General features: G+C 62.7%; 12 protein-coding genes, 2 tRNA genes and 1 pseudogene. 10 read left to right on the top strand and 5 right to left on the bottom strand.

Features of this window, described 5'->3' with window-relative positions; translation table 11 throughout:
• Nucleotides 1-3: 3 nt before the first annotated feature.
• Entirely contained in the window at nt 4-1188 is a 1185-nt protein-coding gene (gene metC, locus GR328_RS06530) for a cystathionine beta-lyase (RefSeq protein WP_160883709.1), read from the bottom strand.
• 225 nt (nt 1189-1413) lie between these two features.
• Here metC and GR328_RS06525 point away from each other — a divergent pair, with 225 nt between their 5' ends.
• The 4 genes and pseudogenes from GR328_RS06525 to GR328_RS06510 form a co-directional block, all read left to right on the top strand.
• A complete protein-coding gene (locus GR328_RS06525) occupies nt 1414-2433 on the top strand; it encodes an amino acid ABC transporter substrate-binding protein (RefSeq protein ID WP_160883708.1) in 1020 nt (339 codons plus the stop codon).
• Nucleotides 2434-2574: 141 nt separating this feature from the next.
• Complete coding sequence (locus GR328_RS06520) at nt 2575-3777, top strand: ABC transporter permease subunit (RefSeq protein ID WP_160883707.1); 1203 nt, start codon at nt 2575-2577, stop codon at nt 3775-3777.
• An 8-nt stretch (nt 3778-3785) separates the two neighbouring features.
• The gene (locus tag GR328_RS06515) at nt 3786-5105 is read left to right on the top strand and encodes an amino acid ABC transporter permease (RefSeq protein WP_160883706.1); all 1320 of its coding nucleotides are present in this window, start codon (nt 3786-3788) and stop codon (nt 5103-5105) included.
• A gap of 83 nt (nt 5106-5188) precedes the next feature.
• Nucleotides 5189-5896 (top strand): annotated as a pseudogene (locus GR328_RS06510) (amino acid ABC transporter ATP-binding protein); the annotation flags it as partial.
• 379 nt (nt 5897-6275) lie between these two features.
• Here GR328_RS06510 and sseA read toward each other — a convergent pair.
• Genes sseA through GR328_RS28515 form a run of 3 tightly spaced genes read right to left on the bottom strand, consistent with a single transcriptional unit; the run spans nt 6276 to nt 8232 of the window.
• The gene (gene sseA / locus GR328_RS06505; protein WP_160883704.1) at nt 6276-7130 is read right to left on the bottom strand and encodes a 3-mercaptopyruvate sulfurtransferase; all 855 of its coding nucleotides are present in this window, start codon (nt 7128-7130) and stop codon (nt 6276-6278) included.
• A gap of 41 nt (nt 7131-7171) precedes the next feature.
• Entirely contained in the window at nt 7172-7894 is a 723-nt protein-coding gene (locus tag GR328_RS06500; RefSeq protein ID WP_160883703.1) for an alanyl-tRNA editing protein, read from the bottom strand.
• 2 nt (nt 7895-7896) lie between these two features.
• Nucleotides 7897-8232 carry an FAD-binding domain-containing protein gene (locus tag GR328_RS28515; protein ID WP_425487021.1) on the bottom strand — a complete coding sequence of 112 codons (336 nt, stop codon included), beginning with the start codon at nt 8230-8232 and terminating at the stop codon, nt 7897-7899.
• On the opposite strand from GR328_RS28515, the gene GR328_RS26645 reads away from it, so the two are divergent.
• Nucleotides 8158-8517 (top strand): hypothetical protein, encoded by a 360-nt coding sequence (locus tag GR328_RS26645; RefSeq protein WP_170304108.1) that lies wholly within the window; start codon nt 8158-8160, stop codon nt 8515-8517. The genes GR328_RS28515 and GR328_RS26645 overlap by 75 nt on opposite strands.
• 1243 nt (nt 8518-9760) lie before the next feature.
• On the opposite strand, the gene GR328_RS06490 is transcribed toward GR328_RS26645, so the two are convergent.
• Nucleotides 9761-9835 (bottom strand) — tRNA-Asn (locus GR328_RS06490).
• A 198-nt stretch (nt 9836-10033) separates the two neighbouring features.
• Here GR328_RS06490 and GR328_RS06485 point away from each other — a divergent pair.
• The 5 genes from GR328_RS06485 to GR328_RS06465 all read left to right on the top strand — a co-directional run bounded on the left by GR328_RS06485 (nt 10034) and on the right by GR328_RS06465 (nt 15894).
• A tRNA-Cys gene (locus GR328_RS06485) sits at nt 10034-10107 on the top strand.
• Nucleotides 10108-10131: 24 nt separating this feature from the next.
• Entirely contained in the window at nt 10132-10794 is a 663-nt protein-coding gene (locus GR328_RS06480; RefSeq protein ID WP_160883701.1) for a protein-L-isoaspartate O-methyltransferase family protein, read from the top strand.
• 232 nt (nt 10795-11026) lie between these two features.
• Nucleotides 11027-12406, top strand: coding sequence for a TolC family outer membrane protein (locus GR328_RS06475; RefSeq protein ID WP_160883700.1), 1380 nt, complete (start codon nt 11027-11029; stop codon nt 12404-12406).
• Nucleotides 12407-12525: 119 nt separating this feature from the next.
• Complete coding sequence (locus tag GR328_RS06470) at nt 12526-13086, top strand: PopZ family protein (RefSeq protein ID WP_160883699.1); 561 nt, start codon at nt 12526-12528, stop codon at nt 13084-13086.
• Nucleotides 13087-13185: 99 nt separating this feature from the next.
• Nucleotides 13186-15894: a valine--tRNA ligase gene (locus GR328_RS06465; RefSeq protein ID WP_160883698.1), complete on the top strand. Its 2709-nt coding sequence runs from the start codon at nt 13186-13188 to the stop codon at nt 15892-15894.
• Nucleotides 15895-15963: the final 69 nt, after the last annotated feature.

Raw genomic sequence — 15963 nt, 5'->3', positions numbered from 1 at the left:
GCGCTAGTCGGCCTCCCGCAGGCGGGCGAAGCCCGCATCGAGATCGCGCTTGAGATCCTCGAGGTCCTCGAGACCGATGTGGAAGCGTAGGGCGTGGCCGCCCGGCTCCCACCTCGTCGCCGTGCGGTAGCTTGCGCAGTTGAACGGAATCACGAGGCTCTCGAAGCCGCCCCAGGAGTACCCCATTCCGAACAGCGCCAGGCCGTCGAGCATGGCCGCGAGGGCCTTGTCCGAACAGGGCTTGAGAATGACGGAGAACAGGCCGGACGAACCCTTGAAGTCCCGCTTCCAGATGTCGTGCCCTGCGTAAGACTCGAGCGCCGGGTGGAGCACGCGCTCCACCTCGGGCCGCGCGGCGAGCCAGTGCGCCATCTCCAGAGCCTGCTTCTCGTGCTCGCGCAGGCGCAGCGCCATGGTGCGAAGACCGCGGAGCCCCAAGAAAACATCCTCCGGGCCCGGGCACATGGCGAAGGCCTCATAGGCCGCGCGCAGGTCCTTGAAGCACCGCTCGTTGGCCGAGACGAGGCCGAGCAGAAGATCTGACCCGCCGCTGAGATACTTGGTGCCCGCCTCGATGGCGATGTCGACCCCTCGTTCGTGAGGCGGGAAGAGCAGGGGGGTTGCCCAGGTGTTGTCCATGAGGACCACAGCGCCATGCCGGTGCGCAACCTCCGCGATGGCGGGGATGTCCTGCATCTCGAGGGATTGGGAGCCGGGCGCCTCCGTGAACACGGCGGCCGTGTTCGGGCGCATGAGAGAGGCGATTTCGGCCCCGATCAAAGGGTCGTAGTAAGTGGTTTCCACACCAAATTTCTTGAGCATCCCGTTACAGAACTGCCGGGTGGGAAGGTAGACCGAATCCGTGACCAGGAGGTGGTCGCCAGCCTTGAGGCAGGACGTGAGGGCGACCGTGACGGCAGCAAGCCCTGAAGGAGCCAGCACCGTGCCCGCCGCTCCGGTAAGCTCAGTCCACGCCTTCTCGAGAGCTTCCGTGGTCGGAGTCCCCTTCGTTCCATAGGAATAGCGGCCCCGGCGGTGCAAGAGATCGTCCGTCGTCGGGTAGAGGACTGTGGAGCCGCGATAGATCGGAGTATTCACGAATCCGTGCTGTTCGAAGGGCTCCCGTCCTGCATGGACGAGCAGGGTGCGTTCGGCGAGGTGGGCAGGCTTTGGAGGAAGTTTGGGCATGGGCTCAAGGACTTGCTGAAGGGGGCACGATCAGAAGCCGAGCCGCGTCCGGCGTCAACCCTCCCGCGAAAAAGCATCCCATCAAGACTTGACCGGTGACCAATCATGGAATGTGATGGATCGATGCCGCCATCGACCGATGGGGCGCGGAACGGTCTGACCGTGGCTCGGCTGGGGGAACAAGAACAGGCGAGCCGAATGGAACTATTGGGAGAACAAACCAACATGAAAAAGGCTCTCGTATCGATTGCCTTCGGCCTCACGGCAAGCCTGCTCGCAACGGGCGCCTCGGCCCAGGCGACCCTGAACAGCGTCAAGCAGAAGGGCTTTCTGACCTGCGGCTCCAACACGGGTCTCGCCGGATTCGGCCTGCCGGACGCCCAGGGCAACTGGACCGGTCTCGACGTGGACCTCTGCCGCGCTATCGCTGCGGCGATCTTCGACGATCCGAGCAAGGTTCGCTTCATCCCGCTCGCCGCCAAGGACCGCTTCACGGCGCTGCAGTCGGGCGAAGTGGACGTGCTATCGCGCAATTCGACCAAGACGATGTCCCGCGACACTCAGCTCGGCCTCGACTTCCCGGTCATCAACTACTTCGACGGTCAGGGCTTCATGGTCCGCAAGAAGCTCGGCGTGTCGTCCGCGAAGGAGCTGAACGGCGCTTCGATCTGCACCCAGCAGGGTACCACCACCGAACTCAATCTCGCCGACTACTTCCGCGCCAACAACATGAAGTACGAGGTGGTGGCCTTCGCGACCTCGGACGAAACCTTCAAGGCTTATGACTCCGGCCGCTGCGACGCGTTCACCACGGACGCTTCGGGCCTCTATGCGGAGCGTCTGCGCGCTTCGGCTCCCGACGACCACATCGTTCTGCCCGAGATCATCTCCAAGGAGCCTCTTGGCCCGGCAGTGCGGCACGGCGACAACCAGTGGGGCGATATCGTCGCCTGGGTTCACAATGCCATGCTCGACGCGGAAGAACTCGGCGTGACCAAGGCCAATGTCGATCAGATGAAGAACTCCGACAACCCGGAGATCAAGCGCCTGCTCGGCACCGAAGGCAAGTTCGGCGAGGCCATCGGCCTGACGAACGACTGGGCCTATCGGGTCATCAAGCACGTGGGCAATTACGGCGAGAGCTTCGAGAAGAACGTCGGCGAAGGCTCCAGGCTGAAGATCAAGCGCGGTCAGAACGCTCTCTGGACGAAGGGCGGCCTCCAGTACGGCATGCCGATCCGCTAACCGCCCACTACAAGATTGAAGCGCCCGGGTATCCGGGCGCTTCTTTATAACAATAACTGCCGCTCGTTCATGGCAGCGACAATTGCATGAACATGGGGGAGGGACGGCCTAACAAAGCCTGCCGTCAGAGGATTGAGTTCAGTGCAGACCGTTGTCAGCCAGACATCGCCACCCAAAAAGTCGTTTCTCTACGATCCGAAGGTTCGTGGGATTTTTTACCAGGTTCTGTTGATCGTAGTTGTCGGCTACCTGTTCTATGTGGCGGCCACCAATGCCGTCGAGAATTTGCAGCGGGCCAGGATCGCTTCCGGCTTCGGCTTCCTCAACAACACGGCGGGATTCGACATCAGCCAGACGCTGATTCAATTCAGCGCTGCGGGCTCCACCTATGGTGAGGCCTTCATCGTCGGCCTGCTCAACACGCTGATCGTTTCCGCTATCGGCATCTTCTTCACCACGATCCTCGGCTTCATCATCGGCATTGCCCGCTTGTCCAAGAACTGGATGGTGGCGAAGGTTGCCATGGTTTATGTCGAGGTGCTCCGCAACATCCCACTCCTGGTGCAACTGCTGTTCTGGTACATCGCAGTCCTCGGACCGCTGCCGCAGCCACGCAATTCGCTCGAGATGGGAGCCGGCTTCTTCCTGAACTCACGCGGACTCTTCATGGCCCGTCCGATCTTCGCGGCGGATGCATGGGTGATTCCTGCGGCGCTGCTGATCGGTCTCGTAGGCACGTTCATCTATCGGCGCTGGGCGAGGGTGCGGCAGGAGCGTACCGGCCAGCAATATCCGGTCGGCCTCGTCACCCTCGGGCTGGTCCTCGGCCTGCCTGTTCTGACCTGGGTCGTCCTCGCCCTCGTCGGAGCCAATCCGATAACCTTCGAGATTCCCAAGAGGGGAACCTTCAACCTGACGGGTGGCATGCAGATCCTGCCCGAGTTCGTAGCGCTGCTGCTCGGCCTGACCACCTACACTGCGGCCTTCATCGCCGAAGTGGTGCGCGCCGGCATTCTGGCCGTCTCCAAAGGGCAGACCGAGGCGGCGGGCTCGCTCGGCCTCAAGCCGGGTCAGATCCTGCGGCTGGTGGTGATCCCTCAAGCCATGCGCGTGATCATTCCGCCGCTGACGAGCCAGTATCTGAACCTGACGAAGAACTCGTCGCTGGCTGTGGCTATCGGCTATCCGGATCTCGTGCAGGTTTTCATGGGCACGGTGCTGAATCAGACAGGCCAGGCCATTGAGGTCGTTATCATCACCATGGGGGTGTACCTCACGATCAGTCTCGTGACCTCCGCCTTGATGAACATCTACAACCGCCGTGTGGCGATCGTCGAACGATAGGAATTCCGATGAGCACCGCCGTCGACATGCCCCGTTTCGTGCGCGCCCAGCAGGTGGAGGCCCTGCCTCCGCCCAGTCTGACGCGCGGCCCCATCGCCTGGGTGAGGGAGAACCTGTTCTCGGGCCCATTCAATACTCTTCTGACCCTGGTGGTCTTCTATCTGCTCTATATCAGCGTCCCGCCGCTCCTGAATTTTCTCTTCATCGACGCGGTGTGGAGCGGTGCCGACCGCGCGGCTTGCCGCGCCGATATGGGCGGCAGCGAGACGGGTGCCTGCTGGGCCTTCGTCCGCGAGAAACTCAGCTATTTCACCTACGGCTCCTATACGGTCTCGGAGCGCTGGAGGGTCGATGTCTTCTTCGCTCTCCTGGCTCTCGGCGTGGGGTGGCTTCTGTGGCTGAAGGCGCCGAGGCGTGATCTGGGAGCCGTCTACTTCTTCTGGCTCTTCCCTGTGGTTTCCTACATCCTTCTGACCGGCGGCAATGCCGATTTCAGCGGCCGTTTCTGGATCGGTTTCCTGATCTTCGGCGCTCTGCTGATCGCGCTTTTCGCCTTCATCGCCGCTCTCCTCAAGACGTCGCTGCGGCCGGCGCTTATCATCGGGGGCGGTATCGTCGCCGTCATCGGCATCACGCTCGTGCTGATGGACATGGATTTCGGCCTGGAGCACGTGCCGACCTCTCTCTGGGGCGGTATTCTCGTAACCCTGCTCGTGGCGACAGTGGGCATCGTCGTCTCCCTGCCCTTCGGGATCCTGCTGGCGCTCGGGCGCCGCTCGAAACTGCCCGTCGTGCGGATGGCCTCGGTGATCTTCATCGAGTTTGTGCGAGGCGTTCCGCTCATTACCGTGCTCATCATGGCCAATACCATGCTGCCGCTCTTCCTGCCGGGCGACATCACGGTGGACCGCCTGCTGCGCCCCCTGATCGGCACGGCGCTCTTCTCCTCCGCCTACATGGCGGAGGTGGTGCGCGGCGGTCTCCAGGCCATGCCGAAGGGACAGTACGAGGGCGCGATGTCGCTCGGTCTCAACTATCCGCAGATGATGATCCTCATCATCCTGCCGCAGGCCCTGCGCATCGTGATCCCCGGAATCGTGAACACCTTCATCGGTCTGTTCAAGGATACGTCCCTTGTGGCGATCGTCGGCATCTTCGACGTGGTCAAGACCATCGAGGCCTCCCGGATCGATCCCAATTGGGCGGCCCCTACCATCGGCATGACGGGCTATGCCTTCGCAGCCCTGTTCTACTTCATCTTCTGCTTCGGCATGTCGCGCTATTCGCTCGGTGTTGAGCGGCGCCTTGCAGCAGGTCAAAAACGGTAAAATCCATGGCAACAGTGACATCCCAGACCATTCAGACCAGCGCCGTCGATGCCAAGGCCGAGGCCGCCGTGCAGATGATCGACGTGCACAAGTGGTACGGCGAGTTCCACGTTCTGCGTGACATCAAGCTCAACGTGCGCCGCGGCGAGCGCATCGTGATCTGCGGCCCGTCGGGGTCAGGCAAGTCCACGATGATTCGCTGCATCAACCGCCTGGAGGAGCATCAGAAGGGCCGCATCATCGTCGACGGCATCGAACTCACGAACGACCTCAAGCGCATTGATGAGGTGCGTCGGGACGTCGGCATGGTGTTCCAGCACTTCAACCTCTTTCCGCACCTCACGATTCTCGAGAACTGCACGCTCGCGCCGATCTGGGTGAAGAAGATGGCCAAGAAGGAGGCAGAGGAGGTTGCCATGCACTACCTGACCCGGGTCAAGATTCCCGAGCAGGCGAACAAGTATCCGGGCCAGCTGTCCGGCGGTCAGCAGCAGCGCGTGGCGATCGCCCGCTCGCTCTGCATGAGCCCGAAGATCATGTTGTTCGACGAGCCGACCTCCGCGCTCGACCCCGAAATGGTGAAGGAGGTGCTCGACACCATGGTGGGCTTGGCGGAAGAGGGTATGACCATGCTCTGTGTTACCCACGAGATGGGCTTCGCCCGTCAGGTGGCCGACCGGGTGATCTTCATGGATTACGGGCAGATCGTGGAAATGAACACCCCCGACGAGTTCTTCAAGAACCCGCAGCACGAACGCACCAAGCTCTTCCTGTCCCAGATCCTGCACTGAGCAGGCCGGCGACAGAAGAAAACGGCCCCGGTGTTCTCCGGGGCCTTTTATTTATCCGCGAGCTTTTCATTCCCTTGGGGAAAGGGCCAGGGCGACCGGCTGCGAGGTCGCTCAATCCGCACCATGCGCTCTTCAAAGAGCGGAGCAGAGGCGGGGTGCCGCAGATCCCGATGCCGAAGGGCCGCCGTGAGTGACCCGCCGAAGGGACCGGACGAGCCCGTCGGTATGCTGTGCGGCTGTCGTCCTCTCTGGAGCCGCCAAAGCGCGCGGACGTTTCGGTCGCGCCCTCAATCCCCGCTTCCGCCGCAAGTCGGGTGCTCCTGATCGGCGTGCGATAAAGCCCATCCCGAAAACCGCCGTGATCAATGGGCCGGACGCACTATCCCTTCCTTGCCGGGCCTGTTTCAACCGGAAGATCCTCCCGGGCACCCCATTCGGACCAGGAGCCGTCGTAAATGGCCCTCGTGGGATGACCCAGGGTTTCGAAGGCGACTGAGAGGACTGCGGCCGAAACGCCGGAGCCGCAACTGGCGATGATGGGGCGGTCGAGATCCAGCCCCGCCTCTTTGACAGCCTGCATAAGGCTGGCCTTGTCCTTGAGACGGCCGTTCTCCACGATCTCGCTCCAGGGAAGGTTGAGGCTTCCCGGAATGTGACCTGACCGGAGGCCCGGTCGCGGCTCGGGGACCTCGCCTCTGAACCGGTCGGCGGCCCGCGCATCGACCACTTGGGCGGAGTTCGACAGGATCGCATTCTGAACGAGGGCGGCATTCGCAACGGCCGCAGCATTGAAGGAGGGCGTGAACGTCCGAGGAGAGCGGGGTTTCTCAGGCCCCGTCTCGACAGGGCGGCCCTCCGCCTTCCAGGCTGGGAAGCCTCCTTCGAGAATGAAGACCCGGCGCGCTCCGAAAACCTGGAACATCCAGCGCACCCGGGGAGCGGAATACAGGCCGATGCCGTCGTAGGCGACAATGGTCATGTCTTCACTGATCCCGAGATTCCCCGCTGCCTTTGCGAATTCCTGCGGCGAGGGGAGCATATGGGGCAGGGACGATGAGGTATCCTTGACCGTTTCGATGTCGAAGCGCACCGCACCGGGGATATGCCCCGCCAGAAACTCGGCTTGCGGATCCCTGTTCAGGGCCGGCAGATACCAGGAGCCGTCGAGAATCACGATGTTCGGATCATCGAGGTGCTCCTGCAGTCGTTCGGATGAAACGAAGGGTTGGGACATGGGAGTACTCCTGGCGATCATGTGGACGCTCAAATAGCGTATCAGCCGACCAGGGACAGGCGGACGCGGCGGTTCTGCTTGCCCTTTTTCTCGATGTCGGTAACGGCGGCCCGACCGATCTCGCGCGTGTGGCGCACGTGGGTTCCGCCGCAGGGCTGCAGGTCGATACCTTCTATTTCCACCAGGCGGACCCGGCCGGATCCCCGCGGCGGCTTCACGGACATCGTCTTGACGAGACTCGGATTGGCGTCGAGCTCTTCGTCCGTGATCCAGCGCTCGGTGACGGGGGCGTCGCGCGCAATCAACGCGTTCAGCTTGTCGGTCAACTCGGCCTTGTCTAGACCTGCGTCGGGAATGTCGAAATCGAGCCGCCCGTCGCCGTCGCCAATCGCACCGCCCGTGACCGGGTACGGCAAGACGACGCTCAAGAGATGAAGGGCGGTGTGAACCCGCATTCTTTTGAACCGGCGCTCCCAATCGAGCTGCAACTCGATGCTTTCTCCGGGAGCCAAGCGGGAGGCGGCTTCTGCGCCGGCGAGATGGACAATCTGCGTCCGGTCAGGGCCATAGACCGTGTTGGTGACGTCGATCCTTTCGCCGTTGGTGCGCACGATCACGCCGACATCGCCTGGCTGCCCGCCGCCCTGGGCATAGAACACCGTGCGGTCGAGAACGACGCCACCTTCGGGCGTCACATCGAGCACGGTTGCCGTGCAGGAACGGGCATAGGCATCATCACGAAACAGAAGGGCAGTGGCTGTCATGGTCATTCCGAAGGGCAGGAGCATTTCTGCACGGGAGTCCGATGCTGACGGCAAGCCGTGCGATGGGTCAAGCCGCTCCCTTGGTCTGATGGTCGGAGTCCCTCGGATTCCAGAAGGCAAACAGTGCCCGCTCGCGCCTGGCCGTGCTGCACGATGGGAGCCGGCACCTGCGACCCATTGCCAGCCGAAGGCATTGCTCGCGGGGCCGCATCCCTCAGCATATCCCAGAACCACTCGTCCCCCTGTCGCCGATCAGTGAGCACATGCTTCACGAGGAAGGATGCAGCGATCATGCGCTCGCGATCGTGCATCCAGCCCGTGTGCCGCAGCTGGCCCATGCCGGCATCGACGATGGGATACTCCCTCAGCCCCGTCCGCAAGGCATTCAGATCTTGCGGATTGTTCTAACAGAAAAATTTTTCGAAGCGCGGTGCGTTGGATTCTTCCGGCAGGTGTGGGTAAGTGTGCAAAAGCTGGTGGTTAAAATTGCGCCAGACCACCTCGCTCAGAAACTTCAGCGCGTCCCGCAACGGCGCGGGGCGCTCGGCAACGAGATCTTGTATGGCGTGCCACACCTGACGCGGGCTGATCTCACCGAATCTCAGATGCGAGGAGAGATGTGATGTCGTCTCCTTGCCGGGGGCGTCCCATCTCTGCGAATAGCCTGGAAGGATCGTCCGAGAAATTCCGGAGCCTGTCCTGGGCGGCGCTTCCGCCCGGCTGCCATGTGCGGCCGATCTACGAATCCCAATCGGGATTCGTGGGTTTCGGCCTCAGATTGCCGAGCCCGAGGCTGCTGCGAGGATCTCCAGAGGTCAGTTGGCGCCGGGAATCGTTACGGGGCAGGGCGATGAGCCTCGACAGGCCGTGCCATGTCCGCACGAAGATTGGACGTGAAAACGTGGAACGGCCTTCCGGACCAGTCGACCACCTGCCAGCGCTCGTGACGAAGCCGCCCATTAGGCTTCGAACCCTGATGCCCCGCCGCGTCAGGCGCTTCTTGACGCGCTGTCGAGGGCGATTTCGGCGCCGCCGTAGCGGTGATTCCAGAAAACGGCTTGCGCTCCGGTGGCGGAGAGCGCGGCCTTGATGGCTCTGCGGATGTGCCGGGCAGCAGGAGAAGGCGCGAGCCTGCCCTCTGCGGGGATTCGTCGAGAGCCTGAAGCCAGTTGTGAAGCCGCCAGCGGGCCGCACTGCCCAGCAGGCGCAGGCCGTCGGCTGATTCCCCCGCGACGGCGGAGACACAGAATCGGTGCGTTCGTCTCCAGGACGGCGACGATGGCAGGGGCGTCGCCCAGGCGGTGATCGTCCCAAAGCCGGAAAAGGATGGGAAGGCTCCGCCGTTACTCCACAGCACGAGCAGGCTAGGGCTACGCTTGGGAAGGCTATGCAACATGAAGGCGACCCCGCGACAGGAAGAGCCGGGACACCTCGTAAAGCAGTCTTATCTGAGAGGAAGTTGGCTCCGGCGGTAGGATTCGAACCTACGACCAACGGATTAACAGTCCGGCTAACCTCTTGCTGCGCTTAGGGCTGCGAGGTTCAGTTAATAACAGTCGTACTTTGAGCAGCGGCCACAGTCTTAGCCTGTGTCTAGCTGTTCTTAGCCCTAGGCTTACCCAGTGCTCAGCGCATATACTGCGCCAGCGTAACCTTCACGGTTGGCGCAGTATTTCCATCAGCGTAACTAATGTCGAGCCATTGTTTCAACGGATGTGGGACCGGATTTAAACGGATGGTTTATCCGTTGACGCAAATACGGCGCAGATTCACTGAACCAAAACTGAACCGTCTGAACCACGAAAGTTCGACTTTTGCGGAGAGATTGCAAACCCCTGAAAGCCTTGCTGCGTAAGGGTTTGAGGTTGGCTCCGGCGGTAGGATTCGAACCTACGACCAACGGATTAACAGTCCGCTGCGCTACCGCTGCGCCACGCCGGAATAAGCCATACCTTCAGAGGCGTTGCCTCTCTTCGCCGGGGCTGCCTGAGCAGTGCCGTTCGGCGACGGTGGGTGGCATATAACACGGGTTTCGGCGGTTGCAAGCCCCTTTCGTCAGCGATCTTGCAAAACAGGCTGTTGCTCTTTGGAGGGGGGCTTGCTATGAGGCTCCCGCCGCGTTCGCGGTACGCCCCGGATGGCCTCGTGGCGGAGTGGTTACGCAGAGGACTGCAAATCCTTGCACCCCGGTTCGATTCCGGGCGAGGCCTCCAAGTCGAATTTCTGAGGCAATCTTTATGGTCGATTTCTCGCAAGCGCGCCGGATGATGGTTGATAGCCAGCTGCGCACTTTCGATGTGAACGACATTCCGCTGCTCGACGCGATGGGTAGCGTTGCGCGCGAGAAGTTCGTTCTCCCCGGCCGTGAGGAGCTTGCCTATATCGACCAGGATATCCTGGTCGGCGACGGCCCTGCCCGCCGCTTCATGCTTTCTCCGATGAACCTTGGCCGCATGATTCAGGCTCTGGGCGTTGAGCGTGGGGAGAAGGCGCTGGATGTGGCCGCTGGGCGCGGCTATGCCTCTGCCGTGCTCCACGAACTCGGCGCCCAGGTCACGGCGCTGGAGTCGGACGAGGCCCTCGCTGCCGAGGCCAGGAGAAGCCTCGCGGCTGCCGGCGCTGGCAGCGTCCAGGTTGTGACGGGTGCCCTCGATGAGGGCCATGCGGGGAACGCCCCCTATGACGTCATCGTCATCAATGGCGCTGTCGATCTGCGTCCGGAAGCGCTTCTGCGGCAGCTTGCCGACGGCGGACGTCTGGTTTGCGTGAAGGGTCGTGGACGTGCGGCGCGGGCAACGCTCTATGTGCGTTCCGGCGATGCCTTCGGTGAGCGGGCTCTGTTCGATGCGGCGGCCCCCTTGCTCGCGCCCTTCGTTCAGGAGCCGGGCTTCACGTTCTGAGCCCTTCCTTTCTAAATCCTCACTATCGTTCGCGAAAGGTGTCGCTTTTTTGCGCCACCTCTCCGCTAAAATGCTGGAGCGGTAAGCGCCTTGTTGCCGACTCATCCGTGATGGGTATTGTTGCGCTTTGAACGATGTGGATCTTGTGAATCGGTTTCGATCACGAGTTGTTGGTATTTGGGTCGTTAGGCAGGTGAGCGTGAGCGGGAAGCAATCCAGTAAACAGTATCGCATGCTCCTGGGAGCCATGGCTTCCGTGCTCGTTCTTGCGAGCGCGGGCGGCGTTTCGGCCGAGACGCTGGAAAGCGCCCTGGCCAAGGCTTATGGCAACAACCCCAATCTGAACGCTGAACGCGCCGGCGTTCGCGCGACGGACGAAAACGTCGCGCAGGCGAAGTCGGGCTACCGCCCTCGGATTAGCGCAAGCGCGGATATCGGCCGCACCTTTTCCAAGTACGACGACCGTCAGCCGGAAACCATTTTCGGCGGAGGCGAGTCCATCACGCGGCTTACCCCCCGTGGGTACGGTGTGGAGCTCAGCCAAACGATCTTCGATGGTTTCCGGACGGACAATGCCGTGCGCCGGGCGGAATCGGGCGTCCTCGCGGCCCGCGAGGGGCTCAACACCACGGAGCAGGACATTCTCGTCAACGCGGCCACCGCCTACATGGATGTGCTGCGCGACACGGCGATCCTCGATCTGCAGCGCAACAACGTCGAGGTGATCGACGAGCAGCTGCGCCAGACCCAGGACCGCTTCAACGTGGGCGAAGTGACCCGTACGGACGTGGCTCAGGCTGAATCGCGCCTGGCAGCGGCGCGCTCCGAAGCGAGCCGGGCCGAGGCCACTCTGCGGGCCAGTATCGCGCGGTACCGTCAATATGTCGGCGTGGAGCCTCGGCAACTGGCCCCCGGGCGTCCGCTCGACAAGCTGACCCCTGGTTCGCTCAACGCGGCTCTCAAGATCGCATTCGGAGAGCATCCGGCGATCAAGGCAGCCCAGCATCAGGTCGATGCGGCCGAGCACCAGGTGAAGATCGCGCAGGCGGATCTGGCCCCGCAAATCGGTGTGACAGCTTCTGTTGCCCAGCGGTATGATAGTCGAACCAACAACGATGAGGCGCTGCAGGCTTCCGCCGTGGCAACGCTGACGGTTCCGATCTACGAGGGTGGTCAGGCCTATTCCGCGACGCGACAGGCCAAGGAGCAGGTCGGCCAGGCCCAGCTCGAGGCGGATTGGGTTCGCGATCAGGTGCGGGCCGCCGTGGTCTCGAACTGGGGTGCGGTCGAGGCTGCTCGCGCGCAGATCCAGGCCGCGCAGGCTCAGATCGATGCGGCGGAGACCGCTCTCAGCGGCGTCCGCGAGGAGGCCCGCGTGGGCCAGCGGACGACGCTTGACGTGCTGAACGCCCAGCAGGAACTCCTGACGGCCCGAGTCAATCTGATCCAGGCTCAGCGTGACCGCGTGGTCGCGTCGTACCAGCTGGTCAGCGCGATGGGACGTCTCACGTCTCGCGCTCTGGGCCTCGCGGTGAATCACTATAGCCCCAAGATCCATTACGATCAGGTCAAGGATCTTTGGATCGGCACTACGACGCCTGATGGTCGTTGATAAGTTCCGGGGTCAGAGCAGTTGAGTTCTGGCCCCGCTTGTTTTCTGTAGAATTGCGTAAATACTCAGAACATTCGCAAGAATGAAATTCTAAGAACACGTTTTTATTGGGTGGGGCTATGGGTTCTACGAACCTGAAGGTCAATGAGCCGTCGATGGAGGACATTCTGGCTTCCATCCGCCGCATAATTTCAGAGGACCCCGAGCCAGATTCCGGCGAGTCGGAGCCGTCGCCCCTGAGGACCGTGCTCGACATCGCCGAGCGCCACCTCACGGGCAATCTCCATCCCGATACACAGCCCGGATCGTCCGTCGAGGAGATGCCGCTCCTCCAGGACGATCCTTTCCGAGAGCGCTCCACTGCGCACCCGGCGGAGAGTTATGAATCCGCAGAGGCCGTCCGTTCTCCCGCATCCGCAAGGCCGCAGCCGGCTCAGGCCTTCACACGGCCCTGCGAGCGGAGCCCGGGGGAAGCCCTGATGTCCCCTTCGACGGAGGCGTCCGTCGCCGAATCCTTCGGCCGCCTCGATGCCGCCCGCGCCCTAGGCCGGTCGCCGACCGTGGAAGAGCTGTTGAAGGAGATGCTGCGCCCCATGCTCAAGGCGTGGCTCGACGACCATCTCCCCACCCTCGTGGAGCGCCTCGTGAGGGACGAAATCGCGCGCGTGACCCGAGGCTGAGCCCGAACTTTTCGTCCGTCGGTTGACTTCGCTCGATCCGTCCGGTTTGTAGCCGTCTTGCTTCGCGCGTTTGGCGCGCCAACTGGCCGGTATCGCATCATGATGGACAAGACGTTCGACCCCGCTTCCGTCGAAGCACGCATCGCCACCCGCTGGGATGAGGCTGAGGCCTTCAAGGCCGGTCGGCCGGATCGCAAGGGCGCGGACCCCTATACCATCGTCATCCCGCCGCCGAACGTCACGGGCTCCCTCCATATGGGGCACGCCCTCAACAACACGATCCAGGACATTCTCTGCCGCTTCGAGCGTATGCGGGGGCGCGACGTGCTCTGGCAACCGGGCACCGATCACGCGGGCATCGCCACCCAGATGGTGGTCGAGCGCAAGCTCATGGAGAAGCAGATCCATCGCCGTGAGCTGGGCCGGGAGGAGTTTATCAAACGCGTGTGGGAGTGGAAGGAGGAGTCCGGCGGCACCATCGTGCGCCAGCTCAAGCGCCTGGGCGCCTCCTGCGACTGGTCGCGCGAGCGTTTTACCATGGACGAGGGCCTGTCGAAGGCAGTCCTGAAGGTGTTCGTGGATCTCTACAGGCAGGGCCTGATCTACAAGGACAAGCGTCTCGTGAACTGGGACCCCAAGTTCCAGACCGCGATCTCGGATCTTGAGGTGATGCAGGTCGAGGTGAAGGGCAATCTCTGGCATATCCGCTATGCCGTCGAGGGCACGCCCGACCGCTCGATCACCGTCGCGACCACGCGTCCCGAGACCATGCTGGGGGACGTGGCCGTCGCCGTTCACCCGGAGGATGAGCGCTACAGGGACCTTATCGGCAAGTTCGCGATCCTGCCGCTGGTGGGCCGGCGCATTCCCATCGTGGCCGACGAATATTCCGACCCCGAGAAGGGCACCGGCGCGGTGAAGATCACGCCCGCGCATGACTTCAACGACTTCGAGGTCGGCAAGCGTCACAAGCTGCCGCTCATCAACATCTTCGGCACGGAGGCGCAGCTGGCGCTGTCCGGCAACGAAGGCTTCCTCGAAGGGCTGAGTGAAACGGACGACCTGACAGCTGTGCTCGCTCTCGACGGTCTCGACCGCTTCGAGGCACGCAAGCGCATCGTAGCGATGCTCGAGGAGCGCGAGGATCTGGTCCATATCGAGCCGCACACGCACATGGTGCCCCATGGCGACCGCTCCAACGCGGTCATCGAGCCGTATCTCACGGACCAGTGGTACGTGAACGTGAAGCCGCTGGCGGATCGCGCGCTGGACGCGGTGCGCAAGGGCAAGACCAAGTTCGTGCCTGAGAACTGGGAGAAGACGTACTTCCAGTGGCTCGAAAATATCGAGCCGTGGTGCATCTCGCGCCAGCTCTGGTGGGGCCACCAGATCCCGGCCTGGTACGATGACCAGGGCAACGTGTTCGTGGCGCATTCCGAGGACGAAGCGAGGGCCGAGGCGCGCGCCAAGCTCGGCAAGGACGTGGCCCTGAAGCGCGACGAGGATGTTCTCGACACTTGGTTCTCCTCAGCGCTCTGGCCGTTCTCCACCCTCGGCTGGCCGGACGAGACGCCTGAGCTCAGGCGCTACTACCCGACCAACACGCTGGTGACTGGCTTCGACATCATCTTTTTCTGGGTCGCCCGCATGATGATGATGGGCCTGCACTTCATGGACGAGGTGCCGTTCGACACGGTCTATATCCACGCCCTCGTGCGCGACGAGAAGGGCGCGAAGATGTCGAAGTCGAAAGGCAACGTCATCGATCCCCTCGACGTCATCGAGCAATACGGCGCTGACGCGTTGCGCATGACGCTCTCGGCCATGGCGGCGCAGGGACGCGACATCAAACTCTCCGTGCAGCGCGTGGAGGGCTATCGAAACTTCGCGACGAAGATCTGGAACGCGGCCCGCTTCGCCGAGATGAACGAGTGCAGGCGCGCCGAGGGCTTCGATCCTGCCACCGTGAACGAGACGCTCAACAAATGGGCACTCAGCGAATGCGCGAAGGCCATCAACGAGGTCGCGGCCGGCATTCAGGCCTATCGCTTCAACGAGGCAGCGCTTGCGGCCTACCGGTTCGTGTGGAACGTGTTCTGTGACTGGACGCTGGAACTCGCCAAGCCGGTGCTGCAGGGCGCGGACACACCGGCCAAAACGGAGACCCGTGCCACGATCGCGTTCATCCTCGATGAAATCTGCAAGCTGCTTCACCCGTTCATGCCCTTCCTCACGGAAGAGCTGTGGGCGGTGAAAGGACAGGAGGGGCCGAAGCGGGAGACGATTCTGGCTCTCGCGCCCTGGTCGAACCTCGATCACCTCGTCGACAGCCAAGCCGAGGCCGAAATCGGCTGGGTGGTGGACCTCGTCAACGAGATCCGCTCTGCCCGCTCCGAGACCAATGTGCCCGCCGGTGCGCAGATTCCGCTCGTGCTGATCGCGTCCTCTGCGGATGTGAGGGCCCGCGCCGACCGCTGGGGCGATATCGTGAGGCGTCTCGCACGCATCTCGGATATTGCGTTCGCGGATGCCGCGCCGAAGAGCTCGATCCAGCTTCTCATCCGGGGCGAGGTGGCGGCGCTGCCGCTGGAGGGTGTCATCGATCTCGCTGCCGAGCGGGCGCGTCTCGCCAAGGAAATCCAGAAGCTCGACGCGGAAACGGCCAAGATCGACGCGAAACTCGGAAACGCGGACTTCCTCAAGCGTGCGCCTGAAGAAGTCGTCGAGGAGCAGCGCGAGCGCCGCGAGGATGCTCTTGCCCGTAAGGCGAAGATGGAAGAGGCGCTGAGCCGCTTGAAGGACGCCTGATCATCCTGCCAGGCGCTCGCCATCGCCGGCCTTGTGCCGGTGATCTCGATTGAGTGAAACGCCGTGCTT

The organism is Microvirga makkahensis, assembly GCF_009830105.1.
GTDB lineage: Bacteria > Pseudomonadota > Alphaproteobacteria > Rhizobiales > Beijerinckiaceae > Microvirga > Microvirga makkahensis.
The sequence above is the reverse complement of the archived record's forward strand: the minus strand, read 5'-3'. Positions and strand labels throughout refer to the sequence as shown.